The sequence below is a fragment of the Streptomyces sp. GL_148 genome, from assembly GCF_057834205.1.
In genome coordinates, this window is sequence record NZ_CM174396.1 from 2,907,901 (window position 1) to 2,934,398 (window position 26,498).

The following is a 26,498-nucleotide window of genomic DNA, read 5'->3' on the forward strand; positions in this document are numbered from 1 at the left end:
CCGGGGCGGGCGGCTTCGTACGTGGTACCGGCGACCGGTTCAGGCCGTGCGGTGGGCCTCCCAGCCCTCCCAGGCCGAAGTGATCATCTCGCGCACGTCGTGGCGGGCCTTCCAGCCCAGCTCCGCCGAGATCCGGTCCGCGGAGGCGACGACCTTCGCCGGGTCGCCGGCGCGGCGCGGGGAGACCGCGGGCGCGTAGGCGGCATCGGTGTGCCCGGTGGCCTCGTTCACCAGCTCGACCATCTCGCGGACGGAGACGCCCTCGCCGCGGCCGATGTTGACGGTGAGGTCCTTGTACTCGCCCTGCGCGCCCCATTCGACGAGCTTGCGGGCGGCCACCACGTGGGCCTCCGCGAGGTCGGCGACGTGGATGTAGTCGCGGATGCAGGTGCCGTCCGGGGTCTCGTAGTCGTCGCCGAAGATCCGGGCGCCCTCACCCTTGTCGAACCGCTCGAAGATCATCGGGACCAGGTTGAAGACCCCGGTGTCGGCGAGCTCCGGGGTCGCGGCGCCCGCCACGTTGAAGTAGCGCAGGCAGGCGGTGGAGATGCCGTGGGCCCTGCCCGCGCCGCGGACCAGCCATTCGCCCGCGAGCTTCGTCTCGCCGTACGGGCTCAGCGGCAGGCACGGGGTGTCCTCGGTGACGAGGTCCACGTCCGGCATCCCGTACACGGAGGCGGAGGAGGAGAAGAGGAAGTTGCGCACGCCCGCGGCGGCCACGGCCTGGAGCAGGACGGTGAGGCCGCCCACGTTCTCCTCGTAGTAGTGCAGCGGCTTCTCGACGGACTCGCCGACCTGCTTCTTGCCCGCGAGGTGGACCACGCCGGTGATGCGGTGGCGGGCGAAGGTCTCGTCCAGGACCTGCCGGTCGAGCACGGAACCGACCACCAGCGGGACGCCCTTCGGGACGCGGTCGGCGTTGCCGGTGGAGAGGTCGTCCAGAACCACGACCTCCTCACCCGCAAGCAGCATCGCGCGGACGACGTGCGCCCCGATGTAACCGGCACCACCAGTGATCAGAAACGTCATGCGTGTCTCCTCAGTCCCGTTCGTGCTTCTCTTCAGGGTCCCGCCCTAGCCGCGGACTATGCGGGCCCGGTTGAACCGGTGGCGGGCCAGGCTCATGACGCCCGTGGCACCGGGCGCGAGCCTCAGCGCCAGCGATCCGCCGGTCGTGCGGTAAGGCTGCGCCAACAGCACACCGTACCGGCTGCTGGGCAGCACCCGCCGGTGAAGCAGGCGGCTGAGGGGGCGCGGGGAGGTGAGGACGGAGCTCCCGTCGGCGCACTCCACGCTCAGCTTCACGTCCCACGCCTGCAGGCCCCGCCTGCCCTCGCCCCGCCCGATGCCCGCCAGTGTGGTGAGCCGGAAGGGCAGGTCCGCGGTCCACCGGTCGCCGTCCCCGGCGGGGGTGAGCTCCACCGGTTCGGAGACCAGCGGCTCTCCCTGGTCGCCCCGGGGCTGGAAGCGCAGCTGCACGGTGCGCGGGCCGGCCGCGGCGAGGCGCCCGTACAGGTCGTGCACCTGGATCCGGAGCCCTGCGTAGCCGTTCGGTTCGGCGTCGGCGGTGATGGGCAGCTCGGCCGTCTCCAGCTGGTCCATCCCGTCCAGCTCCACCGGCAGCGTGTCGCTCCAGACCGGCACTCCGCGGGGGCCGGTCGCGTACGGGGGCAGCAGGCGGGGCGGGTCGGCGGCGAAGCGGGTCAGCCGGCGCAGGTCGGCGGGGGCCGGCGGCGCCTCGGTGGCGAGCAGCACCCGGACGATCCAGCGGGCGTGCGCCCCGGCGGCCTCGATGTCGGCGTCGGAGAACCCGGCGACGTAGTCACGGGTCAGCGTCCACCAGGCGGCCTGGTAGCCGGGGTCCTGGCCGAGCTCGCGCAGGTACATGCGCAGGTCGTACTCCAGGAACTTGACCTGGCAGGCCCGGCCCAGCTCGGGAGAAGAGACGGTCATGAGGCGGGAGGCCACGCGGTGGGCCTCCACGCGGGCCCTGAAGTTGCCGACGTCCTTGCGGTCCAGGGAGATGGACACCTGGGCGGCGTTGCGGCGCACGTGCCACACGTAGACGAGGTCGCCGATCACCGCGATGCGGGGGCGGGCCGCCAGCACGCGGGCGGTGAACACGAAGTCCTCGTAGATGAACCGGCCGTCCGGGAAGCGGATCCCGTGCATGTCCAGGAAGGCCCGCTCGTACAGCTTGTTGACGCAGAGGGTGTCACGGACCAGCTCCGGCCGGTCCGCCGGGCGGTCGATGACCTCGCCCGGTGTGTACAGGCCGGGCACCCAGGGCACGTCGCGGCTCTCGGGCAGTTCACGGCGGACGCAGGAGCCGACCGTGACCGGCGAGCGGTGCTCCCCGGCCGCGCGCACCAGGGCGTCGATCGCCCCGGCGGGCAGGACGTCGTCGCTGTCCAGGAACATGACGTACGGGGCGGTCGCGGCCGCGATCCCGTCGTTGCGGGGGGTGCCGCAGCCTCCGCTGTTCTCCGTGCGGTGCACGACCTTCACACGGGGGTGGCGGGCCGCCAGCTCGTCGAGCACCTGGGCGGTGCCGTCGCTGGACGCGTCGTTGACCGCGATGACCTCGGCGACGACCGGGCCTTGGGCGAGAGCCGAGGAAACGGCCTGCCCGACGAGCTCGGCATCGTTGTACGCGATCACGACGACGGCAACAGTGGGGGTATGGGTGCTCGTCACCCATGGATCCTAGGCCACCCGGGTAAACGCGGCCTTAAGACGCGTCACCCTCACGGGGGACAAACGGAATCCTGTGAGGCGCCTGTGACGACGGCCGGAGACCCGGCCGTCGCCCTCGGCTACGGCACCCGTCAGAAGGGACGGAACTCGTCGTACTCCTTCTGAGCGGAATCCCGCTCGGCTTCCTTCTCCTTGCGGCGCGTGGTCGCCGGACGCGGCGCCTCCAGACGGTGGTCCTCACCGCGGCGGCCCAGCATCTCGGCGCCGGCCATCATGGTCGGCTCCCAGTCGAAGACGACCGCGTCCTCGTCGGAACCGATCGCGACGCCGTCACCGGCGCGGGCACCGGCCTTCTTCAGTGCCGCCTCGACACCGAGGCGGTTGAGCCGGTCGGCGAGGTAGCCGACGGCCTCGTCGATGTTGAAGTCGGTCTGGCGGACCCAGCGCTCCGGCTTCTCGCCGCGCACGCGGTACACGTCCTCGGCCTCGTCGTAGGCGATGGTGAAGCCCGAGTCGTCAACGGCCTTCGGACGGATGACGATGCGGGTCGCCTCCTGCTTCGGCGTACGGGCGCGGAACTTCGCGATGACCTCGGCGAGGAAGTAGGACAGCTCCTTGAGACCCGTACGGGAGACCGCGGAGACCTCGAAGACCTTGTAGCCGCGGGCCTCCAGGTCCGGGCGCACGATGTCGGCGAGGTCCTTGCCGTCGGGGATGTCGACCTTGTTGAGGACGACGAGGCGCGGACGCTTCTCCAGGCCGCCGCCGTAGAGCTTCAGCTCCTCCTCGATGGCGTCGAGGTCGGCGAGCGGGTCGCGGTCGGACTCCAGGGTGGCGGTGTCCAGGACGTGCACGAGGATCGAGCAGCGCTCGACGTGGCGCAGGAACTCCAGGCCGAGGCCCTTGCCCTGGCTGGCGCCCGGGATGAGGCCCGGGACGTCGGCGATCGTGTAGACCGTCGAGCCGGCGGTGACGACGCCCAGGTTCGGGACGAGGGTGGTGAAGGGGTAGTCGGCGATCTTCGGCTTGGCCGCGGAGAGCACCGAGATCAGCGAGGACTTGCCGGCGCTCGGGAAGCCGACCAGCGCCACGTCGGCGACGGTCTTGAGCTCCAGGATGACGTCGCCGCCGGTGCCGGGTACGCCGAGGAGCGCGAAGCCGGGCGCCTTGCGGCGGGCGGAGGAGAGCGCCGCGTTGCCGAGGCCGCCGCGGCCGCCCTCGGCGGCCACGTAGGTGGTGCCCTGGCCGACGAGGTCGGCGAGGACGTTGCCCTCCTTGTCGAGGACGACGGTGCCGTCCGGCACCGGCAGGATCATGTCCTCGCCGTCCTTGCCGGAACGGTTGTCGCCCGCGCCGGGCTTGCCGTTGGTGGCCTTGCGGTGGGGGCTGTGGTGGTACTCCAGCAGGGTGGTGATCGACTGCTCCACCACCAGGATGACGTCGCCGCCACGGCCGCCGTTGCCGCCATCGGGGCCGCCGAGCGGCTTGAACTTCTCCCGGTGAACGGAGGCGCAGCCGTGGCCCCCGTTACCCGCGGCGACGTGCAGCTCGACGCGGTCCACGAAGGTGGTCATGGTTGTTCCTCCAGATACAGCGGGAATATCCCGGAAAGCCCGGGGGGTAGGCCTTGCTACCCATTAAACGTGTCTATGTGACAACGCGCCGAGGGCGGACCTCTCTTCCCGGCTCGCGCCGGGAAGAGTTGAGATCCGCCCTCGGGATGCTTCGGACTACCGATTCAGCAGGAGCTGAAATCAGGCAGCCGGAACGATGTTGACGACCTTGCGGCCACGGTGCGTGCCGAACTCGACCGCACCGGCCTGCAGCGCGAACAGCGTGTCGTCGCCACCACGACCGACACCCGAACCCGGGTGGAAGTGGGTGCCGCGCTGGCGGACGAGGATCTCACCAGCGGAAACGACCTGACCGCCGAAGCGCTTCACGCCGAGCCGCTGAGCGTTGGAATCGCGCCCGTTCCGGGTGGACGATGCGCCCTTCTTGTGTGCCATGTCTCAGTCCCTCTTACTTCGCAGCCGCGGGGATACCGGTGACCTTGATCGCCGTGTACTGCTGGCGGTGACCCTGGCGACGGCGGTAGCCGGTCTTGTTCTTGTACCGAAGGATGTCGATCTTCTCACCCTTGTGGTGGTCCACGATCTCGGCCTGGACCTTGATGCCGGCCAGGACCCACGGGTCGCTGGTCACGGCTTCGCCGTCGACAACGAGCAGGGTCGAGAGCTCGACCGTGTCGCCAACCTTGGCAGTGGGAATCTTGTCAACTTCAACGATGTCGCCGACAGCAACCTTGTGCTGGCGACCACCGCTGCGCACGATGGCGTACACGCGGATCTCTCTCTCACTCGAGTTCGGGAACCCCTGAAGCCAGCCGGCCCCGCGTCAACCGCAGGCCGGCCTCCCCCGATCCAGCCGCGAGGCGGTCCGGGAGGTGAGGTGCTCAGTGGATTGGCGTGCGCATAGACACGCCAGCGCCCTAGGTTACGGGGCCCGGTCGGAGGGGTCAAACCGGGGTCCCGCGGGGCCTTGGAGACGGGCACCGGGCACCGGGCGAGGCCCGCCGGGAGGGCCGTACGGTGCCGCCGACACCCCCGCACGGCTCCCGTCGGCCATCCGGACGGCCGGGGTCCGCCGTCGCGCCGCAGGGCCGGGAGCACGGCTCCTCGCGGCCCTGAAGGCCAAAGCCCCCGCCCGGCACCAGGGTGCCGGGCGGGGGCCGGTGGAGCGGGATCCGGGGGATCCGCGGGATCCGCGGATCAGCTGGATCAGCCTTCGGTCGGAGCCGAGACGGAGGGCAGCGTCTGCTGCTCGGCCGCCGCGGTCTTCTTCGTCGCCCGCTTCGTGACCGTCTTCTTCGCGGCCGTCTTCGCGGTCGTCGTCTTCTTGGCCGCGGTCTTCTTCACGGCCGCCGCCTTCTTGGCCGGGGCCTTCTTCGCCGCGGTCGTGGCCGTCTTCTTGGCGGCCGTCTTGCGGACCGCCTTCTTGGCGGGAGCCGCCGGGGCGGCCTCCTCCTCGAGGACGGCCTCGGCCGGGGTCTCCACCGGCGTCTCGACGACCAGTACGGCCGCCTCCGCGCCCGCCGGGGAACCGGCCGGAGCGGTGGCCTTACGGGTGGCACGGCGACGCGGACGGGCCGGCGCGGCCTCGGCCACGGGCTCGGCCGGGGTCTCCACGACGACCGGCTCGGCCTCGACGACGACCTCGGGCTCCGGCTCGGCCACGGGGGCCTCCACGACCGGCTCCGGGGCCGGGGCCGCCTCGGCCGGGGCGCCCGCCGGAGCGGTCGCCTTACGGGTGGCACGGCGACGGGTGCGGCCCTTGGGGGCCTCCTCCACGACCGGCTCCGCGACGACGGCCTCGACGATCTCGGGCTCCGGCGCCTCGACGACCTCGACGAGCTCCACCTCGGGCTCGGCCTCGGCCACCGGCTCGGCCACGGGGGCCGGAGCCGCCGGGGCACGGTCCGTCGCCGCACCGCGCGGGGCGCCCGCCGGAGCGGTCGCCTTGCGGGTGGCACGACGGCGGTTGCGGCGCCCGCTCACTCCGGCAGCGGCCTCGGCCTCGGCCGGGCTGCTGTAGAGCTCCTCGTCGGCGATGAACGGGGGCTCGGGCAGCGCCACGGGGGCGGCGGCCTCGGCAGCCACCTCCGCTTCGGACTCGATCTCGTAGTCATCGCCCTCGGCGGTGTCCACGGCCTCGATCTCGTGGTCGTGCTCGTGTCCGGCCTGGCCGCCGCGGCGCTTGGAACGCTTGCCGTTGCCACCGCCGCCGACCACGGTCGGGGTCTCCATGTGCACGATGACGCCGCGGCCGTTGCAGTGGACGCAGGTCTCGGAGAAGGACTCCAGCAGACCCTGGCCCACCCGCTTGCGGGTCATCTGGACCAGACCCAGCGAGGTCACCTCGGCGACCTGGTGCTTGGTGCGGTCGCGGCCCAGGCACTCCAGCATGCGCCGCAGGACCAGGTCGCGGTTGGACTCCAGGACCATGTCGATGAAGTCGATGACCACGATGCCGCCGAGGTCGCGCAGCCGCAGCTGACGCACGATCTCCTCGGCCGCCTCCAGGTTGTTCCTGGTGACGGTCTCTTCGAGGTTGCCGCCCTGACCGGTGAACTTGCCGGTGTTGACGTCGATGACGATCATCGCTTCGGTCTTGTCGATCACGAGGGAACCGCCCGAGGGCAGCCACACCTTGCGGTCGAGCGCCTTAGCGAGCTGCTCGTCGATCCGGTACGTCGCGAAGACGTCCACCTCGGAGGTCCAGCGCTTCAGCCGGTCGGCCAGGTCCGGGGCCACGTGGTTCACGTAGCCGTGGATGGTCTCCCAGGCGCTGTCACCACTGACGATGACCTTGGTGAAGTCCTCGTTGAAGATGTCGCGGACGACGCGGACGGTCATGTCCGGCTCGCCGTACAGGAGGCTCGGCGAAGAGGTCGAGATCTGCTTCGACTTCTTCTGGATGTCCTCCCACTGGGCCTGCAGGCGCTCGACGTCGCGGCGCAGCTCGTCCTCGCTCGCACCCTCGGCGGCGGTGCGCACGATGACGCCCGCGTCCTCGGGGACGATCTTCTTGAGGATGGTCTTCAGGCGCGCGCGCTCGGTGTCGGGCAGCTTGCGGCTGATGCCGGTCATCGAGCCCTCGGGCACGTAGACCAGGTAGCGGCCGGGCAGTGAGACCTGGCTGGTCAGGCGGGCGCCCTTGTGGCCGATCGGGTCCTTGGTGACCTGCACCAGGACCGACTGGCCGGACTTGAGGGCGGCCTCGATGCGGCGCGGCCCGTTGGCCATGCCGAGCGCCTCGAAGTTGACCTCACCGGCGTACAGGACGGCGTTGCGGCCCTTGCCGATGTCGATGAAGGCGGCCTCCATGGACGGCAGCACGTTCTGGACCTTGCCCAGGTAGACGTTGCCGACGTACGAGGTGGCTTCTTCCTTGTTGACGTAGTGCTCGACGAGCACGTTGTCCTCGAGGACGCCGATCTGGGTGCGCTCGCCGGACTGGCGGACGACCATGACGCGCTCGACGGCCTCGCGGCGGGCCAGGAACTCGGCCTCGGTGATGATCGGGACGCGGCGGCGGCCCTGCTCGCGGCCCTCGCGGCGGCGCTGCTTCTTGGCTTCCAGGCGGGTCGAGCCCTTGATGGACTGGACCTCGTCGGAGGAGGTGGAGCCGAGGCCGGCGACGGACTCCGCGCGCTCGCGCGCCGGGCGCGGCTCGCGGACCTTGACGACCGTGCGCACACCGTCGCCCTCGGCCGCGTCGGCGTCCGTGCCACCGTCACCGCTGCGACGGCGACGACGCCGGCGACGACGGCTGGAGCTGGAGCCGAGGGCCCCGTTCTCCTCGTCGTCCTCGGCCTCTTCCTCGTCGGCCTCCTCGGCGGACTCGGCCTCGGCCTCTTCCTCGGCGGACTCGTCGAGGTCGGCGGCCTCACCGCGACGGCGGCGACGGCCGCCACGGCGGCGACGGCGCGACGGGCGGTCGCCCGACTCGTCGGTCTCGTCCTCGTAGGCCTCGGTCTCGGCCTCTTCCTCGACCAGCTCTACGTCGGCCAGCGTGACCGGGCCGGACGGCGCGGCGGCGGCCGGAGCCGGGGCCACGGGCGCGGCGGTCTCGGCGGCGGCGCCGCGGCCACGGCGGCGGCGACGGCCGGCCGGCTGCGGGGCCGGAGCGGCCTCGACCTCGGCCTCGGCCTCGACGAGGTCGAGCTCCTCCTCCTCGACCTCCTCGGCAGGGGCGGCGGCAGCGGCCGCGGCCATCATGGCCGCGGTCTCCGGAGTCTGGAACATCGGCTCGGCGAACACCGGGGCCTGGAACACGGCGACGGCGGGACGCCCGGCGCGGCGGCCACGGGCCGGAGCCTCGGCGGCGGGCGCCTCGGCGGCGGGCGCCTCGGCGGCCGGAGCCACCGGCTGCGCGGCAGCGGCCGGAGCGGTGGTGGCCGGAGCGGTGGTGGAACGGGTGGCGCGGCGGCGGCCGCCGCGCTTCGGGGAGTCCACGGCGTCGGCGACGGTGACGGTGGCCTTGGCGGCCGCGGCCGGAGCCTCGGCGACGACGGCCTCGGCGGCTTCCGCGGCGGGCGCCTCGGGGGCGGTCACGGCGCGAGTGGCACGGCGACGGGCACGCGGGGCGGGAGCAGCGGACTCCTCGACGACCGGGGCGACCTCGGCAACGGGAGCCGGGGCGACCGGGGCCTCGGCGACGGGCGCCTCGGGGGCGGTCACGGCGCGAGTGGCACGGCGACGGGCACGCGGGGCGGGAGCAGCGGACTCCTCGACGACCGGGGCGACCTCGGCGACGGGAGCCGGGGCGGCCGGAGCCTCGGCGACGGGTGCCTCGGGGGCGGTCACGGCGCGAGTGGCACGGCGACGGGCACGCGGGGCGGGAGCAGCGGACTCCTCGACGGCCTCGGCAACCGGAGCGGCGACCGGAGCCTCGACGACGGGCGCCTCGGAGGCGGTCACAGCGCGGGTCGCACGGCGACGGGCACGCGGCGCCGGAGCAGCGGACTCCTCGACGACCGGGGCGACCTCGGCAACGGGAGCCGGGGCGGCCGGAGCCTCGACGACGGCCTCGGCAACGGGCGCCTCGGGGGCGGCCACGGCGCGGGTCGCACGGCGGCGGGTACGGGCCGGGGCGGCGGCCGGAGCGGCCTCCTCGGCGGGAGCAGCGGCCGCCACGGGCGCGGGAGCGGCTTCGGCTACGGCACCGCCGGGCGGGCCGGCCGGCCGCGACGCGGCGCGCCGGCGCCTGCGCGGCGGCAGGCTGCCGCTCGGGCTGCCACTGTCGGCGGCGTTGATGTTGTCGTTTTCGTTGTTGAGCATGCGGGGTTCTCCCGTCACGCTCCCGGGCGCCGCGGCTGACTTCCGGTCCGGCACGGCTCCGCGTAATGAGCGCGGAACCGGCCTCCGGGGCGCGTTCGCCACACGGGAGCTCAGTTCAATGGCCGCCGGTTCCGTACGTGTGGTCCGTACGGCCTGGCGGAAGTCTTCAAGTCTTCAAGTCTGTGCGCGGCCCGACCCAGGTGGCTCCCGAGTCCCAGGGCTGCGCGACGACGACGATCCCTACGCGGCGGGACCTTCCGGCGCCTTCGCGTCGGCGGTTACGGCCGCCGTGGGTGGGGCGGTCGTGACAGCCTCGCGGTCGGGCGCGAGCGGGTCGGTCACCGTGCCGGACTCCTCGTCGAAGAGCCCCTGCGCCAGCCTGGTCACCGCAGCGGGGACCGGCGGCGTTAGGTCGGCCACGGCTCGGAGACCGGACAGGACGTCGTCGGGTCGCACGGCAGGTGTCAGATGCCGAACAACCAGCCGCAGTATCGCACAAGCATTGTCCAGCGGCCTATCAGCCTCTGCGGTTGCCGTAACGGGAACCACTTCCAGGCTGACCACGGCGCCGCGCGTGTCGAAGGTCCGCATGCCGTTCTTGGTGCGGCGCTGGACCTCCACGGCCTCGGCCGCGAGGAAGGCCCGGACCGCCTTCTCCGCGTCCCCGGGCTCCACGCCTTCCAGGCGCAGTTCCCACACGGAGGCCGTCAGCCGCTCGGCGAGACCGGAGGTGTGTGCCTCCACGGCGTCGATGATGTCGAGGCCGACGGGCATCGACTCGTCGAGCAGCTCGCGCAGCACCGCGGGGTCGCGGCGCTCGGCGAGGGCGATCTCCAGGTACTCGGCCTCGCTGCCGGTCCCGGTCGGGGCGGCGTTCGCGTACGAGACGCGCGGGTGCGGGGTGAATCCCGCCGAATACGCCATGGGCACCTCGGAGCGGCGCAGGGCCCGCTCGAAGGCGCGCTGGAAGTCCCGGTGGCTGGTGAACCGGAGGCGGCCGCGCTTGGTGTAGCGCAGACGGATGCGCTGCACTACCGGTGCGGGAGGCGGGCCTTCGGGCTGTCGCTTGCCCAGTGGTTCATCTCCTTGTGCGGGGCTCCGCGGCTCGCGCGTCGCCCTGAGGTCTGTGGAGCCTGCCGGCCACGCCTGCCCTCCGGCTCACCCCTGCCTATTTACGCAGGGAGATCTCGGGGGCGGGCGCGTCGCCTGCGGCTCTGTTACTACCCAGAGTACGCGCCTGTGACCTCGCCGGTTCCCGGGGCGGCCCCCCGAACAGTGCCCGCCGCACGTCGGCCCGCGCCTCGCGCACCGCGAGGCGGGAGGTCCGCCACACGTCGCGCACCGCGCGGCCGACGGGAGCGATCGCCTGCTGGTGCACCGACCGGGCGACCCGGCGGACGACGGCCCACCCGGCGCGCAGCGCGTTCCCGACGGGGGTGACCACGTGCCGGCGCAGCCATCCGGCGGGCCGCACGACGGCCCACCGCCACAGCCACACCAGCCCGCGCCCCAGCGCCCGGCTGACCCGCCCCGCGAGGTGCCATGCCCCGACGAGCAGTTCCCAGAGCGGCACGAGCAGGTACGCCCACACCCCCCGCCCGACCGGCGCCAGCAGGTACCGCCACGCCCCCACCACCACGGGCCGTACGAGATACCGCCACAGCGCGACCCAAGGCCAGACGAACAGGGCCTTGGCCAGCCAGACCACACCGACCGCGAACCCCCGGGCCAGCCATCGCAGTCCGTGCCCGACGGGGGCGAGGACGTACCGGTACAGCGCGCCGCCCGGCAGCACGAGCAGGTACCGGACCGCGCCCACGAGCAGCCAGGCGATGCCCCGGCCGACGGGCAGCAGCCCGTACTCCCAGACCGGGACCAGCAGGTACCGCCAGATCCCCACGCCGGCCGGCCGCAGCAGATACGCGTACGCGGCCCGCCCCACCGGGAACATGACGTACCGCCAGAGGCCCACCCAGGGCCAGTAGAAGACCAGCTTGCACAGGGCCCCGATCAGCCACCCGGTCCCCCGCAGCACCGGCAGCACGGCCCGCTCGCAGAACCAGCGCAACCCCCGCCCCAGCGGCCCGAGGACGGTCCGGTTCAGCATCCGCGCGAAGGCGACGAGCAGATCCCAGACCACCCTCAGGGGCAGCACGACGAGCACCGCTACAACCTTCACGGGAATCCGCACGACCCCCACCAGGCAGCCGTCCCCCTGCGGCGCGGGCAGCGCCTTCTCCAGTTCCATACCGCTAAGGACACACCACGGCCCGAGACCGTTGCGCCACAGGGCAGGCCGTCAGTCGATGGAACCCGGTTCTGCGAGCCAACGGGTGCGCAGCTCGATGTGCTTGGCGAGCGTCTCGAAGTCCCGGTCGTAGTGCAGCACCGTCAGGCGGTGGCGCGCGGCAGTGACCGCCACGACCAGGTCGACGACTCCCGCGGAGCGCACGCACCCGGCTTCGGCCAGGGCGCTCTGCGCGGCGCCGACCCTCGCCCAGACGTCGTCCGGAATCTCGTGCCACACGTACAGGTCCGTGAACGCTTGCCGCATCTGCGTGTACTGGGCCGACGAGCGGGCGGAGTACAGGGCCTCGACCTCGGTTACCGCGCACATGCCGATGCGTCCGGCGGCCAGTGCCGGACGCCATGTGGAGAACGGCCCCGGGAGGGTGATCCGGTGCGCAGCAGAGGTGTCGATCAGGAAGTCGCCCTCGGTCAGCTCCCCCACGGCCCACGCACCTCCGCCTTGAATCCGGGCTCCCGCCCCTTGTCGAAGGCGCCCTCTTCGTCGAGCTTGATGAGGGCTTCCAGAGCTCGCTGCCTGCGGAGCCGTGCTCCTATTTCCTCCAGCGCCGCGTTGACCGTGTCCTTCTTGGTCGTGGTCCCGAGGGCTTCCATCGCGAGCGCGAGGGCTTCCTCGTTGATGTCGATCACGGTCTTGGCCATACCGGCCACCTCCTGGCAGCAAGCCCGGAGTATTCCCCCGAGCACCCTTCAAGGATATCCGTAGCGTCAATCACAGGAACGATTATCCGGCGGTCGAATGAATATGCCCCCCACCGTTCCCGGTGGAGGGCATAGACAGGGGCGGCCGGCCGGCCTCAGCCGCAGGTCACTTCACGACCGACAGCGGCAGCAGCTTCTTGCCCGTCGGGCCGATCTGGATCTCCGTCGAGAGCTGAGGACACACACCGCAGTCGAAGCAAGGCGTCCAGCGGCAGTCCTCGACCTCGGTTTCGTCGAGGGCGTCCTGCCAGTCCTCCCAGAGCCAGTCCTTGTCCAGGCCGGAGTCGAGGTGGTCCCAGGGCAGGACCTCCTCGTAGGTGCGCTCGCGGGTCGTGTACCAGGCCACGTCGACGCCGTAGGCGGGGAGGGTCTTCTCCGCCGCCTGCATCCAGCGGTCGTACGAGAAGTGCTCGCGCCAGCCGTCGAAGCGGCCGCCCGACTCGTACACGGCGCGGATGACGTCGCCGATGCGGCGGTCGCCGCGGGACAGGAGGCCCTCGACGATGCCGGGCTTGCCGTCGTGGTAGCGGAAGCCGATGGAGCGGCCGTACTTCTTGTCGCCGCGGAGCTTGTCGCGGAGCTTGCCCAGGCGGGCGTCCGTCTCCTCGGCCGACAGCTGCGGGGCCCACTGGAAGGGGGTGTGCGGCTTGGGGACGAAGCCGCCGATCGAGACGGTGCAGCGGATGTCGTTCTGCCCGGAGACCTCGCGGCCCTTGGCGATGACGTTGACCGCCATGTCGCCGATCTGGAGCACGTCCTCGTCGGTCTCGGTCGGCAGGCCGACCATGAAGTACAGCTTCACCTGGCGCCAGCCGTTGCCGTACGCCGTGGCGACCGTACGGATCAGGTCCTCTTCCGAGACCATCTTGTTGATGACCTTGCGCATGCGCTCGGAGCCGCCCTCGGGCGCGAAGGTCAGACCGGAGCGGCGGCCGTTGCGGGTCAGCTCGTTGGCCAGGTCCACGTTGAAGGCGTCCACGCGGGTCGACGGGAGGGACAGGCCCACCTTGTCGTCCGTGTAGCGGTCGGCCAGGCCCTTGGCGATGTCCGCGATCTCGGTGTGGTCCGCCGAGGAGAGCGAGAGGAGGCCGACCTCCTCGAAGCCCGTCGCCTTCAGCCCGCGCTCCACCATCTCGCCGATGCCGGTGATGCTTCGCTCCCGTACGGGACGCGTGATCATGCCGGCCTGGCAGAAGCGGCAGCCGCGGGTGCAGCCGCGGAAGATCTCCACGGACATCCGCTCGTGGACGGTCTCGGCGAGCGGGACCAGGGGCTGCTTGGGGTAGGGCCACTCGTCGAGGTCCATGACGGTGTGCTTGGACACGCGCCACGGCACGCCGGAGCGGTTCGGGACGACGCGGCCGATGCGGCCGTCCGGCAGGTACTCGACGTCGTAGAAGCCCGGGACGTAGACGCCGCCGGTCTTCGCGAGGCGCAGGAGGACCTCTTCGCGCCCGCCCGGGCGGCCCTCGGCCTTCCACGCGCGGATGATCTCGGTCATGTCGAGGACGGCCTGCTCGCCGTCGCCGATGATCGCGCAGTCGATGAACTCCGCGATCGGCTCGGGGTTGAAGGCCGCGTGGCCGCCCGCGAGCACGATGGGGTGGTCGACCGTACGGTTCTTCGCCTCCAGCGGGATGCCCGCGAGGTCCAGCGCCGTCAGCATGTTGGTGTAGCCGAGCTCGGTGGAGAAGGAGAGCCCGAAGACGTCGAAGGCCGAGACGGGGCGGTGGCTGTCCACGGTGAACTGCGGCACCTTGTGCTCGCGCATCAGCTCTTCGAGGTCCGGCCACACGCTGTACGTGCGCTCCGCGAGCACGCCCTCGCGCTCGTTGAGCACCTCGTACAGGATCATGACGCCCTGGTTGGGGAGCCCGACCTCGTACGCGTCCGGGTACATCAGCGCCCAGCGGACGTCGGCGCTCTCCCACGGCTTGACCGTGGAGTTGAGCTCACCGCCGACGTACTGGATCGGCTTCTGGACGTGCGGAAGCAGGGCCTCAAGCTGAGGGAAGACCGACTCGGTCATCACGCGACTTTCGTGAAGCGGGCAGGGGGCGACTCTCAAGCGTACCCCGGGGCCCGGAGCACCCCCGCCCGCACGATCAGCCGCGCACCACCGCAGCCGGGCCCGCGGTGGCCGCCCACACCTGCGGCAGCTCCCGCTCGCGGCGCTCGGCCAGGGCCTCCTCGCGGCCGTAGAGCAGGCCCCAGGTGAAGGAGGACTCCCCCGCGCCGGCGGCCTGGACGGCGAGGCCGCGCAGGGCTTCCCGGGCGACGACCGCGTCCTGGTGGTCGCCGAGCAGGGTCTGGACCGCCTTCACCGCCTTGGCCAGCTTGCGTGCGGGTTTGCCGAGGGCCGGGGCCGCCGCCTCGGCCGCGTACCGGGTGCGCTTGGCGGCCTTGCGGGCCTCGTGCAGGGCCAGGTCGCGGCCTTCGCCCGGGTCCATGGACAGGGCGCCCTCGATCCGGCCGGTGAGGCGTTCGTAGTCCCGCAGGACGGCCTCGGAGAGGACCTTCTCGGCCGGGCGGTCGGCGGCCTTGCCGAGCGGTGGGTCGGCGAGCAGGCCGTCGAGGGCGTTCAGCAGGGCCACGTAGCGCCTGCTGTCGAGCGCGGCCAGCGCCGCGCGCCGCGAACGGGTGCGGCGGGCCGTGTTCCAGATCTTGAGGCGGCCGCGGACCGGGCCCAGCAGCAGGGTGCGCGGGAGTTCGTCGAGCCGGGTCTGAATCCGCTCCAGCAGTACTTCCCGGTCGCGGTCGACGCCGAGCTCGGCGGCGAGCCAGCGCAGCTCCTCGCCGACCGGGTCGGTCCCTGCCCGGTCCAGGACCCGGCGGTAGGTCTTGAAGGCGCTGCGCAGCCGCCGGGTGGCGACCCGCATCTGGTGGACGGAGTCGGGCAGGCCCCGGCGTACGGCGGGGTCCTGGGCGATGAGGGTGTCGCGTTGTTCGCGCAGGTACGCGAGCACGTGCGCGCCGGCCGTGCCTTCGGCGGGGCCGGGGCCGGCCGTCCGGGCCGGGGGTTCCCCGCCGGTCTCGGCCAGCGCCCGGGCGAGCTTGGAGGGGGCGTCGCTGACCTGGAGTCCGGCTTTGCGGAAGGTCTTCTCCACGGCGTCGAGCAGCGCCGGGTCGGCGCCGTCGGCGAGCTCGACCTCCACCTCGGTCCAGGCGGCGGTGGCGTCGGCGCGCTCGGCGCGCACCTCGTCCGTGGACAGCTCCGCGAGGAGGGCGCCGTCGGCGTCGAGGAGGTGGCTGAGCCTGCGCGAGGACAGGAGCCTGACCTGTGGTTCCAGCGGGGTGTCGCGGACGCGGGAGCGCAGCAGTGCGGTCAGCGCGTCCGGGACGGTGTCGCCGAGGGGGGCGGTGATCTCGTCGCGCACGCCGGGGGCGACGGGCAGTTTGAGGTGCCAGCCGGCGTCCTTGCCGCCGGTGCGGCGGCGCAGGGTGAGCCCGTCGGCGGCGAGCCGCTGGTCGGGGGTGTCGTAGTAGACGGCGTCGAGCTCGGCCGTGCCCTGGTCGGTCACGGCCGCGATGCCGGCCGTGCCCGTCAGGTCGGGTACCCCGCGCCGTCCGGCCTTGGTGGTCCTGAACTCGAATTTGCGCTCGATCTCGCGCTTCGTGTCCGCCATGAATCGAACGTAACCCTGAACGGAAGACGGCGGGAAGGGAAACGGCGGGTGCGGCGGAAAACCGGCCCGGGAACCGGCGGATCAGGCCGACATCGGCCGCTGCACCCTGATCGACTGGAGCAGCCCGATGGCCACCCACACGGCGAACATCGAGGACCCTCCGTAGGACACGAAGGGCAGCGGGAGGCCGGCCACGGGCATGATCCCGAGGGTCATGCCGATGTTCTCGAAGGACTGGAAGGCGAACCAGGCGATGATCCCGGCGCACACGATCGTGCCGTACAGCTCGGTCGTCTCGCGGGCGATCATGCAGGCGCGCCACAGGATGACCCCGAGCAGCACGAGGATCAGCCCGGCTCCGACGAAGCCCAGCTCCTCCCCCGCCACCGTGAAGACGAAGTCGGTCTGCTGCTCCGGCACGAACTGGCCGGTGGTCTGCGAGCCCTTGAAGAGGCCGGAGCCGGTCAGGCCGCCGGAGCCGATGGCGATGCGCGCCTGGTTGGTGTTGTAGCCGACGCCGGCCGGGTCGAGCTCGGGGTTGGCGAAGGCCGCGAAGCGGTTGATCTGGTACTCGTCGAGGATGCCGAGCTGCCAGATCAGGATGGCCCCGCCGACGCCCGAGCCGAGCAGGCCGAGCACCCAGCGGTTGGAGGCGCCGGAGGCCAGCAGGACGCCGAGGACGATGACGACCATGACCATGACGGAGCCGAGGTCGGGCATCAGCATGATGATGCCCATGGGGAAGGCGGCCAGGCAGAGCGCCTTGACGACGGTGCGGTGGTCGGGGTGGGCGAGGTCTCCCGCGTCCACCCGGGTGGCGAGCAGCATCGCCATGACCAGGATGATCGTGATCTTGACGAACTCGGAGGGCTGGAGCGAGAAGCCGCCGCCGACCACGATCCAGGCGTGGGCTCCGTTGATGGTGGCGCCGAGCGGGGTGAGCACGGCGAGGATCAGGACGACGGAGAGCCCGTAGAGGATCGGTACGGCGCCGCGCAGGGTGCGGTGGCCGAGCCAGATGGTGCCGATCATCAGCACGAGGCCGATGCCGGTGTTCATGGCGTGCCGGAAGAGGAAGTAGTACGGGTCCCCGTTGTTCAGCGAGGTCCGGTTGCGGGTCGCCGACCACACCAGCAGGGCGCCGATGAGGGAGAGGGCGAGCGCCGAGAGGAGTATCGGCCAGTCGAGCCGGCGCACCACGGAGTCGCGGGCGGTGAGTTTGGCCATCGCTCCCCGCTGCTCCGGCGCGTACCGGGCTACGGAGAATTTGTTGGCGGTCTGCATGTCGGTCCTCGGTACTCAGTCGTGCTGCGCGGGGCGCTGGGCGGGCGGGCCGGCAAGCGCGGGCGGCGCCGGTTCTTCCGGGGACGGCGGGACGTACGGCCGGATCTCGGGGGAATCGATGCCGCCGTCGGGGCGGATCTTGGGCAGCTTCTTCTCCGGACCCAGCAGGAGTGCCTTCTTCAGGTCCTGGTTGCCCGCCATGTCGAGGCCGTAGATGGCGTTGTAGATGTTGCGGACGGCGGGGCCGGAGGCTCCGGAGCCGGTGCCGCCCTGGGAGATGGTCATGACGATGGTGAAGTCGTCGGTGTAGGTCGCCAGCCACGAGGTGGTCTGCTTGCCGTAGACCTGGGCGGTGCCGGTCTTGGCCCGCATGGGGATCTTGTCCAGCGGCCAGCCGCCGAAGCGCCAGGCGGCGGTGCCTCCGGGCTCGACGACCATGCGCAGGCCCTTGTCGAGGTCCTTGACGGTCTTGGCGTCGATCGGCAGCCTGCCGTGCGACTTGGGCTTGATCCACTCGATGTGCTTGCCGTCGGGGCTGATGACGGCCTTGCCGACCGTGGGGTCGAAGAGGGTGCCGCCGTTGCTGATGGCGGAGTAGGCGGTGGCCATCTGGATGGGGGTGACGAGGACGTCGCCCTGGCCGATGGCGAAGTTGATGCTGTCGAACGCCTTGAGCTGGTTGCCTTCGAGGCAGCTCTCGTAGGCGATCTGCTCGACGTAGGTGCCGCCCTTCTTGCCCTGCTTGCACCAGGAGTCCTTGTTCGCCGCCCAGAAGCTCTTCTTCCATCCGCGGTCGGGGATGCGGCCGGTGACCTCGTTGGGCAGGTCGATCCCGGTCTCGGAGCCGAGGCCGAACTCGCGGGCGGTCCGGTAGAACCAGTCGTGGGCGTCCTTCTTGGGCTTGAGGCCGCCGTCGCGGTTCCATTCCTTGTGCCCGAGTGCGTAGAAGACGGTGTTGCAGGAGAACTTGAGGGCCTCGGCGAGGGTGATGGGGCCGTGGCCCTTGGACTCGAAGTTCGCGAAGCTCCGGTTGCCCATGCTGTACGAGGCGCTGCAGTTGTACTTGTCGTCGAAGGCGTAGCCGGCCCGGACGGCCGCGCTCGCCGACACCACCTTGAAGATGGAGCCCGCGGGGGCCTGCCCCTGGATGGCCCGGTTGAGCAGCGGGTAGTTGGAGGCATCGCTGGTGAGACTGGCGTAGTCCTTGGCGGCGATGCCGCCGACCCAGGCGTTGGGGTCGTAGTCGGGCTGGGAGGCCATCGCGACGACACGGCCGGTCTTGGCCTCCATGACCACGACGGCGCCCGAGTCGGCCTCGTACTTGCGGCCGGTGATCTTGTCGGTCTCCTGGCGGACCGTCTTCATCGCCTGCTGGAGCTCGAACTCGGCGACGGACTGGACCCGGGCGTCGATGCTGGTGACGAGGGTGGATCCGGGCACGCCCGGGTCGGACTCGGTCTGGTGCATGACCCGGCCGAGGTTGTCCACCTCGTAGGAGGTGACCATCGCCTTGCCGCGCAGGTACTTGTCGTAGGTGCGCTCGATCCCGGAGCGGCCGACCTGGTCGGAGCGCAGGTGCGGCGAGTCGGTGTCCTTGGCCTTCTGGATCTCCTCGTCGGTGACCGGCGAGAGGTAGCCGAGCACCTGGGAGGTACGGGCCCCGCCGGGGGCGGGGTAGCGGCGGACGGCGGTGGGCTCGGCGGTGATCCCGGGGAACTCCTCGGGGCGTTCGCGCAGCTGCAGCGCCTGCTGCGTGGTGGCGTCGAGGGTGATCGGGATCGGCTGGTACGGGGAGCCGTTCCAGCAGGGCGCGGGGGTCTGGGAGTCGCAGAGGCGGACCTTCTCCATGACCTCCTTGGGGGTCATGTCCAGGACGCCGGCGAGGCGGGTCATGACGGCCCTGCCGCGGTCCTTCATCTTCATCAGCGCCGTGCGGCTGGTGGAGACGACCAGGCGGGTTTCGTTGTCGGCGAGGGCGACGCCCCGGGCGTCGAGGACCGTCCCGCGCACGGCGGGCTGGACGACCCGCTGGACGTGGTTGCTCTTCGCCTCGTGGTAGTACTCCGCGCCGTTGCGGATCTGGAGGTACCAGAGCCGGCCGCCGAGGGTGAGGAACATCGAGCAGACGAGAACCTGGATGATCACGAGCCGGATCTGCACCCGGGACGTACGGCCGGTCTCCGCAATGTTGGTCACGTGGACTCCTCCCTCACAGCTTCTTGACGCTCTTCACACCCTTGATTCCCTTGACGCCCTTTATCCGGCCGGCCCGGTTGGCCCGGCTGCGGGCCGTCTTCATCCGCAGGCCGCCTCGCTGGCTGCCGATCCGCAGTCCGGTGCCGCCGGCCAGCCAGCCGGAGGCGATGTCCTTGCCCGCGGGCGGGCCGCCGTTGGCCTCGACGGCCATCGGGTCGTTCTCCGCACGGCGGGCCAGGGCCATGATGAACGGCACGGTGAAGGGGGCGAGCAGCAGGTCGTAGAGGACCGCGGTGAACACCAGTCCGGTCAGCCCCACGTGGCGGGCGGCGGTGTCGCCGACCAGGGCGCCGACGCCGGCGTAGAGCAGGGTGGAGACGAAGGCGGCGCCGACCACGGTGAGCATCGGGCCCCAGGCGGAGCGGAACCGCCCGGTGTCGGGACGGACCAGGCCGGCGACGTAGCCGATGACGCACAGCACGAGCGCGTACCGGCCGGCGGCATGGTCCGCGGGCGGGGCCAGGTCGGTGAGGAGTCCGGCGGCGAAGCCGATGAGGGCGCCGCTGACGCACCCGTACACGAGTGCGAGGGCGACGACCGTGAGCAGGACCAGGTCGGGGACGGCTCCGGGGAGTTGGAGGCGGCCCAGGATGGAGACCTGGACGACCAGGGCGACCACGACGAGCGTGCCCGAGAGCAGGATCCGGTTGAAACGCATGATGATCGGCTCCTAGTCCTCGTCCGGCTTGCCGGACGCGGACGCGCCGGGAGACGGGGTGACCGTGACGGTGACCGTCGGGGTGGGCTTGGGCGCTTCGGGCTTGGGCGGCAGGACCGCGTCGCGCGGGTCCTCGCGCGGGGGCATCACCACGACGCCGACGATGTCCAGCCGGGAGAAGCCGACGAAGGGGCGGACCCAGACGGTCCGGGTCAGGTCGCCGCGCGAGGGGTCGACCTTGATCACCTCGCCGATCGGGACGCCGGGCACGAAGGGCTTGTTGCCGCGCGAGCCGAAGGTGACGAGCCGGTCGCCGGTGTTGATCTTGGCCTTGCCGTTGAGCATCTGCACGGAGAGCTCCCGGTCGCCCTGACCGGTGGCGAAGCCGAGTTCGCCGGTCTTCTCCAGGCGGGTTCCGACCGTGAAGTCGGGGTCGTTGGCGAGGACCACGGTGGCGGTGTCGGGGCCGACGGTGGCGACGCGGCCGACGAGTCCGTCCCCGTTGAGGACGGTCATGTCGCGCTCGATGCCGTCCTTGCTGCCCGCGTCGATGGTGACGGTCCAGGAGAAGCCCTGGGCCGCTCCTATGGCGATGACCTCGGCGCCCTTGATGGCGTACTGGCCCGCGCCCGCCCGCTTGAGCATCTCGTCGAGCTCGCGGATCCGGCTGCGGGTCTGGTCGTCGCTGCCCAGCTTGGCCTTGAGCGCCGCGTTCTCGCGCTCCAGCGTCGCGATGCGGTTGTGCCGCTCGCCGGAGTCCCGTACCGCCCCTATGGCGTTGGCGACCGGGTCGACGCCTTTCGCCACGCCCTTCTCGACCGGTCCGAAGACCGCTGCGGCGGCCTGTCGGGCACCGTCGACCGGAGACTCCTCACCCGTCCTGATGTCCACCGTGATCAAAGCGAACGCGATGGCGATCAGAAGCACCAGGAGCAGCCGGCTTTCTCGTGTGTCCCTCACGTGCGGCGGCCGTGCCTTCCTCGTAGATACCCGTGCGGCGAAGCCGCTCCGGATAGTCACCCGTGCGGCGAAGCCGCTCCGGTGGAGCCGGGGCTCGCACCGGACCTTGCCTGTATATCAACGATCCGCCGCACGGGCCCGGTAGCACCCGTACGGCGGATCATTTGGTGTTCCACCGCCGCGCGGCGGGCCGGATCAGCGTCGCGGCTGGGCGTCCAGGACCTGCTGGAGCGCCTCGAACTCCTCTACGCACTTGCCGGATCCGAGCGCGACGGAGTCGAGCGGGTCCTCGGCGATATGGATCGGCATGCCCGTCTCGCGGCGCAGCCGCTCGTCGAGGCCGCGGAGCAGGGCGCCGCCTCCGGTCAGGACGATGCCGCGGTCCATGATGTCGCCGGAGAGCTCCGGCGGGCACTTGTCGAGGGTGGTCTTGACGGCGTCGACGATGGCGTTGACCGGCTCCTCGATCGCCTTGCGGACCTCGGCGGCCGAGATCACGACGGTCTTGGGCAGGCCCGAGACCAGGTCGCGGCCGCGGATCTCGGTGTGCTCGTCCTTGTCGAGGTCGTAGGCCGACCCGATGGTGATCTTGATCTGCTCAGCGGTGCGCTCACCGAGGAGGAGCGAGTACTCCTTCTTGATGTGCTGGATGATCGCGTTGTCGAGCTCGTCGCCGGCCACCCGGATGGACTGTGCCGTGACGATTCCGCCGAGGGAGATGACGGCCACCTCGGTGGTGCCGCCGCCGATGTCCACGACCATGTTGCCGGTGGCCTCGTGGACGGGCAGGCCCGCGCCGATGGCGGCGGCCATCGGCTCTTCGATGATGTGCACCTGGCGGGCACCGGCCTGCGTGGACGCCTCGATGACGGCGCGGCGCTCCACTCCCGTGATGCCGGAGGGCACGCAGACCACGACGCGCGGGCGGGCCAGGTAACGGCGCTTGTGGATCTTGAGGATGAAGTACCGGAGCATCCGCTCGGTGATCTCGAAGTCGGCGATGACGCCGTCCTTGAGGGGCCGAACGGCGACGATGTTGCCGGGCGTGCGCCCGATCATCTTCTTGGCTTCGGAGCCGACCGCCAGGATGCCACCGGTGTTCGTGTTGATGGCGACCACGGACGGCTCGTTCAGGACGATTCCCCGGCCCCTCACGTACACCAGCGTGTTGGCGGTCCCGAGGTCGATCGCCATGTCACGGCCGATGAACGACATGTTGTTCCCCTTGTTCCCCATGAGGAGCGTCTGGCCTTCCAGTTGATAGCGGCTGCTGTCAGGTCGGCGAGGTGGGTGTGTGGGTGGAAGCCCCATCGTAGTGCCGCGAGTACGGGCACCGCGCGACGGGACTCCGGCAAGCCCGCCGGAACGGATATCCGCCCCCATAGTGGTGACGTCGTGTCCTGTCTATGCGTTCCCGAATGTGCCCGGTAATACCGGAGGGCGACCGAAATTACTTCGGTCGCCCCAGGTCATGAGCGCTATTCGGCTGATGTTGCGTCAGAAAAGAGTGATCACAGCGCCGGGAAGAACAGCTTCAGCTCCCGCTCCGCGGACTCCTCGGAGTCCGAGGCGTGGATCAGGTTCTCCCGGGTGACGGTACCGAAGTCGCCCCGGATGGAGCCGGGTGCGGCGGCAATCGGGTCAGTGGGTCCGGCCAACTGGCGGACACCCTCGATCACGCGCTCCCCTTCGACGACCAGGGCCACGACCGGGCCGCTGGCCATGAAGCCCATGAGGGGCTCGTAGAACGGGCGCCCCACGTGCTCGGCGTAGTGCTGCTCCAGAATGCTCCGGTCGAGCGTACGCAGCTCCAGCGCCGAGATCGTCCAACCGGCCTTGCGCTCGATGCGGCCGACGATCTCGCCCACCAGGCCACGCCTGACCGCGTCCGGCTTGAGCAGGACGAGCGTGCGCTGGGTCATGTTGTAACTCCTTGCGGCATACGGGTGCGGTAACCCGAGGCTACAGGGGTCAGGTGCAGCCGGCGCCTCGCCCCCGGGTCCCCGCAGCGGCGGGGAGCAGGACGCCCAGTACGGCGAGCGCAAGGGCAAGGTCGGGGTTCACCCCCGCAGCGGCGGGGAGGCGGGCGCCGACCAGGTGCCAGTCAAGCACCCGGTCAGCACACCGTGCGAGCTCAGGCCGAAGCCTCACTCTGGGCGGCCCAGCGGGCCTTGATCACGTCGATGCGGCGGCCGTAGTGGATCGAGCACCACCACAGACCGGCGAACACCACGCCCAGGATGAACATCATCGGCACGACGAAGCCGCTCAGCACGAGCCCGATCTGCAGGGCCCAGCCGATCTGGACGGCCCCGGGGCGCGAGAGCATCCCGCACAGCAGGACCGACACCAGCATCGCGATCCCGCACACCGTCCAGACGGTGGCCTGGCTCAGATCGCCCTTCATCGCGACCAGCCCGGCGAAGCCGATCACGAAGAACTCGGCGATCAGCGTCGAAGCACACAGCGTGCGCATCCCTCAGCCCCTCTTCAGCAGCATGCGGGCCTCGCCCACCGTGATCACGGACCCGGTCACCAGGACCCCGGCCCCTCCGTACTCCGCCTCTTCCTCCGCCAGGGTGATCGCCGCCTCCAGGGCGTCGTCCAGCCGCGGCTCCACCTGCACCCGGTCGGCGCCGAAGACCTCGACCGCGATGGCCGCCAGATCGTCGGCGGACATCGCCCGGTGGCTGGTGTTCTCCGTGATCACGACCTCCGCGAAGATCGGCTCGAAGGCCTCGAAGACCCCGCGCGCGTCCTTGCCCTCGCTCGCGCCCACGACCCCGACCAGCCGGCTGAAGCCGAAGGCCTCGGTCACCGCCTCCGCCGTGACCTGCGCCCCGGCCGGGTTGTGCGCCGCGTCCAGGACCACCGTCGGGCTGCGCCGCACGACCTCCATGCGGCCGGGCGAGGTCACCGCGGCGAAGGCCTTGCGCACGGTCTCCACGTCCAGGACCCGCGCGTGGTCGGCGCCGATCCCGAAGAAGGCCTCGACCGCCGCCAGCGCCACCGCCGCGTTCTGCGCCATGTGGGCGCCGTACAGCGGCAGGAAGATGCCGTCGTACTCGCCGCCCAGGCCGCGCAGCGTCAGCTGCTGCCCGCCCACCGCGACCTCGCGGGTGACGACGCCGAACTCCATGCCCGCACGGGCCACGGTCGCGTCGACCTCCACGGCCTTCTTCAGCAGCACCTGCGCCGCGTCCACCGGCTGCTGCGCCAGGATCACGGTGGCGCCCTGCTTGATGATGCCGCCCTTCTCCTGAGCGATCTCGCCGGTGGTGGAGCCGAGCCGGTCCGTGTGGTCCAGGCTGATCGGGGTGACCACGGCGACCGCGCCGTCGATGACGTTGGTGGCGTCCCAGGCGCCGCCCATGCCCACCTCGATCACGGCCGCGTCCACGGGGGCGTCCGCGAAGGCCGCGTAGGCCATGCCGGTGAGGACCTCGAAGAACGACAGCCGGATCTCTTCGGCCGCGTCGACCATGTCCACGTAGGGCTTGATGTCGTCGTAGGCCTCGATGAACCGCTCGGCGGTGATCGGAGCCCCGTCCAGGCTGATCCGCTCGGTGATCGACTGCACGTGCGGGCTGGTGTAACGCCCGGTGCGCAGCTCGAAGGCGTTCAGCAGGGCCTCGATCATGCGGGACGTGCTCGTCTTGCCGTTGGTGCCGGTGACGTGGATGGAGGGGTACGCGCGCTGCGGCTCGCCCAGGAGGTCCATCAGTGCGGCGATGCGCGTGACGGACGGCTCCAGCTTGGTCTCGCCCCAGCGCCCGGCCAGCTCCTGCTCCACCTCCCGCAGCGCCTTGGCCACCTCGGGGTCGGCGGGCTCTTCGGGTACCGGGTCGCCCTGGAGCGGACCGGCCTGCGTGCGCAGGGTGCGGCTGCCCGCCTCGATCACCGCCAGGTCGGGGTCGCGGTCGGACTCTTCCGCCACGATCTTGTCGAAGGTGTCGAAGCTGTCATCGTGGCTCTCGGGCTGCTGCTCACTCACAGGACCCAGTCTACGGACGAGGGCCGGGGGGACTTTCGGCCCGGTCGTGTCGGGACCTTCGGCTGCCGGGGCGACCTGATCGTTATGCAAGCCTTGCGGACAGGAGATTGGGGAACAAATGCCGCAGGCCAGCATCAACAAGACAGCTTCCAGCCGCGACATAGGGATAGACCTGGGAACCGCCAACACCCTCGTCTACGCACGGGGGCACGGCATCGTCCTCAATGAGCCGTCCGTGGTGGCCGTCAAGGCGGGCACCACCACCGCACTGGCCGTGGGGACCGAGGCCAAGGAGACCATCGGCCGCACCCCCGGCTCCATCACCGCGATCCGCCCCCTCAGGGACGGCGTGATCTGCGACTACGAGGCCGCCGAGGAGATGATCCGGCACTTCGTCCGCAAGGCCGTCCCCGGCCGTCGGGTCCGCACCCGCATGGTGGTCTGCGTACCGTCCGGCGTCACCCAGGTGGAACGGCGGGCCATCATCCACGCCTCCACCCGGGCCGGTGCCAAGACCGTGCACCTGATCGAGGAGCCGATGGCCGCGGCGATCGGCGCCGGGCTCCCGGTCTCCGAACCGCGCGGCTCGATGGTCGTCGACATCGGCGGCGGGACCTGCGAGGTCGCCGTCATCTCGCTGGGCGGCATCGTCACCTCGCAGTCGCTGCGGGTCGCCGGCGACCGGATGGACGCCGCGATCACCGACTGGGTCCGCAAGGAACACTCCCTGCTCATCGGCGACCGCACCGCCGAGGACGTCAAGATCGCCATCGGCTCGGCGTGGCCGGTGCCGGACCGGCCGGAGCTGGAGACGGCCACCTTCACGGTGCGGGGCCGCGAGAAGGTCGGCGGCATGCCCCAGACGCTCCGGCTCGACGCGCGCGACATCCGGACCGCCCTCGACGAGCCGGTCGAGTCGATCATCGCGGCGGTCCGCACCACCCTGGAGGAGTGCCCGCCCGAACTGTCCGGCGACGTCATGGAGCACGGCATCGTCCTGACCGGCGGCGGCGCGCTACTGCCCGGCCTGGACCTGCGGATGGCCTCCTCGACGGGGATCCCGGTCTTCGTCGCGGACGACCCGCTGGACTGCGTGGCCCTGGGCTCGGGCCGCTGTGTGGAGGACATGGACGCGCTCAGCAGCCTGCTGGCGCCGACGCGGGCCTAGCGCC

Annotated in this window: 22 protein-coding genes; 1 reads left to right on the forward strand and 21 read right to left on the reverse strand. The window is 71.3% G+C overall.

Annotated elements, in window-relative coordinates:
• Positions 1–39: 39 nt before the first annotated feature.
• The 21 genes from galE to folC form a co-directional block, all read right to left on the reverse strand.
• Positions 40–1,029, reverse strand: a complete 990-nt coding sequence (gene galE, locus AC3IYI_RS13430; RefSeq protein ID WP_489410398.1) for a UDP-glucose 4-epimerase GalE — start codon at positions 1,027–1,029, stop codon at positions 40–42.
• A gap of 45 nt (positions 1,030–1,074) precedes the next feature.
• Complete coding sequence (locus tag AC3IYI_RS13435; RefSeq protein ID WP_489410399.1) at positions 1,075–2,697, reverse strand: glycosyltransferase family 2 protein; 1,623 nt, start codon at positions 2,695–2,697, stop codon at positions 1,075–1,077.
• A 131-nt stretch (positions 2,698–2,828) separates the two neighbouring features.
• Positions 2,829–4,271 (reverse strand): GTPase ObgE, encoded by a 1,443-nt coding sequence (gene obgE, locus AC3IYI_RS13440; protein WP_489410400.1) that lies wholly within the window; start codon positions 4,269–4,271, stop codon positions 2,829–2,831.
• A 180-nt stretch (positions 4,272–4,451) separates the two neighbouring features.
• A complete protein-coding gene (gene rpmA / locus AC3IYI_RS13445) occupies positions 4,452–4,706 on the reverse strand; it encodes a 50S ribosomal protein L27 (RefSeq protein ID WP_048480572.1) in 255 nt (84 codons plus the stop codon).
• A 13-nt stretch (positions 4,707–4,719) separates the two neighbouring features.
• Positions 4,720–5,040, reverse strand: coding sequence for a 50S ribosomal protein L21 (gene rplU / locus AC3IYI_RS13450; RefSeq protein ID WP_489410401.1), 321 nt, complete (start codon positions 5,038–5,040; stop codon positions 4,720–4,722).
• 437 nt (positions 5,041–5,477) lie between these two features.
• A complete protein-coding gene (locus AC3IYI_RS13455) occupies positions 5,478–9,539 on the reverse strand; it encodes an Rne/Rng family ribonuclease (protein WP_489410402.1) in 4,062 nt (1,353 codons plus the stop codon).
• Between the two features lie 240 nt (positions 9,540–9,779).
• Positions 9,780–10,571 carry a TIGR03936 family radical SAM-associated protein gene (locus AC3IYI_RS13460; RefSeq protein WP_489410403.1) on the reverse strand — a complete coding sequence of 264 codons (792 nt, stop codon included), beginning with the start codon at positions 10,569–10,571 and terminating at the stop codon, positions 9,780–9,782.
• Between the two features lie 136 nt (positions 10,572–10,707).
• The gene (locus AC3IYI_RS13465) at positions 10,708–11,787 is read right to left on the reverse strand and encodes a hypothetical protein (protein WP_489410404.1); all 1,080 of its coding nucleotides are present in this window, start codon (positions 11,785–11,787) and stop codon (positions 10,708–10,710) included.
• A gap of 51 nt (positions 11,788–11,838) precedes the next feature.
• Positions 11,839–12,270 (reverse strand): PIN domain nuclease, encoded by a 432-nt coding sequence (locus AC3IYI_RS13470; RefSeq protein ID WP_489410405.1) that lies wholly within the window; start codon positions 12,268–12,270, stop codon positions 11,839–11,841.
• Positions 12,258–12,488 carry a type II toxin-antitoxin system VapB family antitoxin gene (locus AC3IYI_RS13475; protein ID WP_243334822.1) on the reverse strand — a complete coding sequence of 77 codons (231 nt, stop codon included), beginning with the start codon at positions 12,486–12,488 and terminating at the stop codon, positions 12,258–12,260. The genes AC3IYI_RS13470 and AC3IYI_RS13475 overlap by 13 nt, the downstream gene beginning before the upstream one ends.
• Before the next feature lie 166 nt (positions 12,489–12,654).
• Positions 12,655–14,580 carry a TIGR03960 family B12-binding radical SAM protein gene (locus tag AC3IYI_RS13480; protein ID WP_266877609.1) on the reverse strand — a complete coding sequence of 642 codons (1,926 nt, stop codon included), beginning with the start codon at positions 14,578–14,580 and terminating at the stop codon, positions 12,655–12,657.
• Positions 14,581–14,653: 73 nt separating this feature from the next.
• Positions 14,654–16,174, reverse strand: a complete 1,521-nt coding sequence (locus AC3IYI_RS13485; protein WP_489410406.1) for a CYTH and CHAD domain-containing protein — start codon at positions 16,172–16,174, stop codon at positions 14,654–14,656.
• A gap of 81 nt (positions 16,175–16,255) precedes the next feature.
• Positions 16,256–17,458 carry a rod shape-determining protein RodA gene (rodA, locus tag AC3IYI_RS13490; RefSeq protein ID WP_250739465.1) on the reverse strand — a complete coding sequence of 401 codons (1,203 nt, stop codon included), beginning with the start codon at positions 17,456–17,458 and terminating at the stop codon, positions 16,256–16,258.
• A gap of 15 nt (positions 17,459–17,473) precedes the next feature.
• Complete coding sequence (gene mrdA / locus AC3IYI_RS13495; protein WP_489410407.1) at positions 17,474–19,654, reverse strand: penicillin-binding protein 2; 2,181 nt, start codon at positions 19,652–19,654, stop codon at positions 17,474–17,476.
• A gap of 13 nt (positions 19,655–19,667) precedes the next feature.
• Positions 19,668–20,372 carry a rod shape-determining protein MreD gene (gene mreD / locus AC3IYI_RS13500; protein WP_243334831.1) on the reverse strand — a complete coding sequence of 235 codons (705 nt, stop codon included), beginning with the start codon at positions 20,370–20,372 and terminating at the stop codon, positions 19,668–19,670.
• 12 nt (positions 20,373–20,384) lie between these two features.
• Positions 20,385–21,332, reverse strand: a complete 948-nt coding sequence (mreC, locus tag AC3IYI_RS13505) for a rod shape-determining protein MreC (RefSeq protein ID WP_489410408.1) — start codon at positions 21,330–21,332, stop codon at positions 20,385–20,387.
• A 195-nt stretch (positions 21,333–21,527) separates the two neighbouring features.
• Entirely contained in the window at positions 21,528–22,547 is a 1,020-nt protein-coding gene (locus tag AC3IYI_RS13510; protein WP_069923827.1) for a rod shape-determining protein, read from the reverse strand.
• Between the two features lie 296 nt (positions 22,548–22,843).
• Entirely contained in the window at positions 22,844–23,254 is a 411-nt protein-coding gene (ndk, locus tag AC3IYI_RS13515; RefSeq protein WP_489410409.1) for a nucleoside-diphosphate kinase, read from the reverse strand.
• A gap of 49 nt (positions 23,255–23,303) precedes the next feature.
• Positions 23,304–23,444 (reverse strand): hypothetical protein, encoded by a 141-nt coding sequence (locus AC3IYI_RS13520; protein WP_489410410.1) that lies wholly within the window; start codon positions 23,442–23,444, stop codon positions 23,304–23,306.
• Between the two features lie 22 nt (positions 23,445–23,466).
• Positions 23,467–23,808, reverse strand: coding sequence for a DUF4233 domain-containing protein (locus AC3IYI_RS13525; RefSeq protein WP_489410411.1), 342 nt, complete (start codon positions 23,806–23,808; stop codon positions 23,467–23,469).
• 3 nt (positions 23,809–23,811) lie between these two features.
• Positions 23,812–25,326 carry a bifunctional tetrahydrofolate synthase/dihydrofolate synthase gene (folC, locus tag AC3IYI_RS13530; RefSeq protein ID WP_489410412.1) on the reverse strand — a complete coding sequence of 505 codons (1,515 nt, stop codon included), beginning with the start codon at positions 25,324–25,326 and terminating at the stop codon, positions 23,812–23,814.
• A 118-nt stretch (positions 25,327–25,444) separates the two neighbouring features.
• Here folC and AC3IYI_RS13535 point away from each other — a divergent pair, with 118 nt between their 5' ends.
• Entirely contained in the window at positions 25,445–26,494 is a 1,050-nt protein-coding gene (locus tag AC3IYI_RS13535; RefSeq protein WP_489410413.1) for a rod shape-determining protein, read from the forward strand.
• Positions 26,495–26,498: the final 4 nt, after the last annotated feature.

Excerpts from the sequence above, each read along its gene's own strand:
- AC3IYI_RS13510 (WP_069923827.1), bottom strand. The coding sequence starts at position 22,547 with ATGTCGTTCATCGGCCGTGACATGGCGATCGACCTCGGGACCGCCAAC.
- AC3IYI_RS13475 (WP_243334822.1), bottom strand. The coding sequence starts at position 12,488 with ATGGCCAAGACCGTGATCGACATCAACGAGGAAGCCCTCGCGCTCGCG.
- ndk (WP_489410409.1), bottom strand. The coding sequence starts at position 23,254 with ATGACCCAGCGCACGCTCGTCCTGCTCAAGCCGGACGCGGTCAGGCGT.
- rodA (WP_250739465.1), bottom strand. The coding sequence starts at position 17,458 with ATGCAGACCGCCAACAAATTCTCCGTAGCCCGGTACGCGCCGGAGCAG.
- AC3IYI_RS13455 (WP_489410402.1), bottom strand. The coding sequence starts at position 9,539 with ATGCTCAACAACGAAAACGACAACATCAACGCCGCCGACAGTGGCAGC.
- AC3IYI_RS13535 (WP_489410413.1), top strand. The coding sequence starts at position 25,445 with ATGCCGCAGGCCAGCATCAACAAGACAGCTTCCAGCCGCGACATAGGG.
- galE (WP_489410398.1), bottom strand. The coding sequence starts at position 1,029 with ATGACGTTTCTGATCACTGGTGGTGCCGGTTACATCGGGGCGCACGTC.
- obgE (WP_489410400.1), bottom strand. The coding sequence starts at position 4,271 with ATGACCACCTTCGTGGACCGCGTCGAGCTGCACGTCGCCGCGGGTAAC.
- AC3IYI_RS13465 (WP_489410404.1), bottom strand. The coding sequence starts at position 11,787 with ATGGAACTGGAGAAGGCGCTGCCCGCGCCGCAGGGGGACGGCTGCCTG.
- AC3IYI_RS13485 (WP_489410406.1), bottom strand. The coding sequence starts at position 16,174 with ATGGCGGACACGAAGCGCGAGATCGAGCGCAAATTCGAGTTCAGGACC.
- mreD (WP_243334831.1), bottom strand. The coding sequence starts at position 20,372 with ATGCGTTTCAACCGGATCCTGCTCTCGGGCACGCTCGTCGTGGTCGCC.
- rpmA (WP_048480572.1), bottom strand. The coding sequence starts at position 4,706 with ATGGCACACAAGAAGGGCGCATCGTCCACCCGGAACGGGCGCGATTCC.
- AC3IYI_RS13525 (WP_489410411.1), bottom strand. The coding sequence starts at position 23,808 with ATGCGCACGCTGTGTGCTTCGACGCTGATCGCCGAGTTCTTCGTGATC.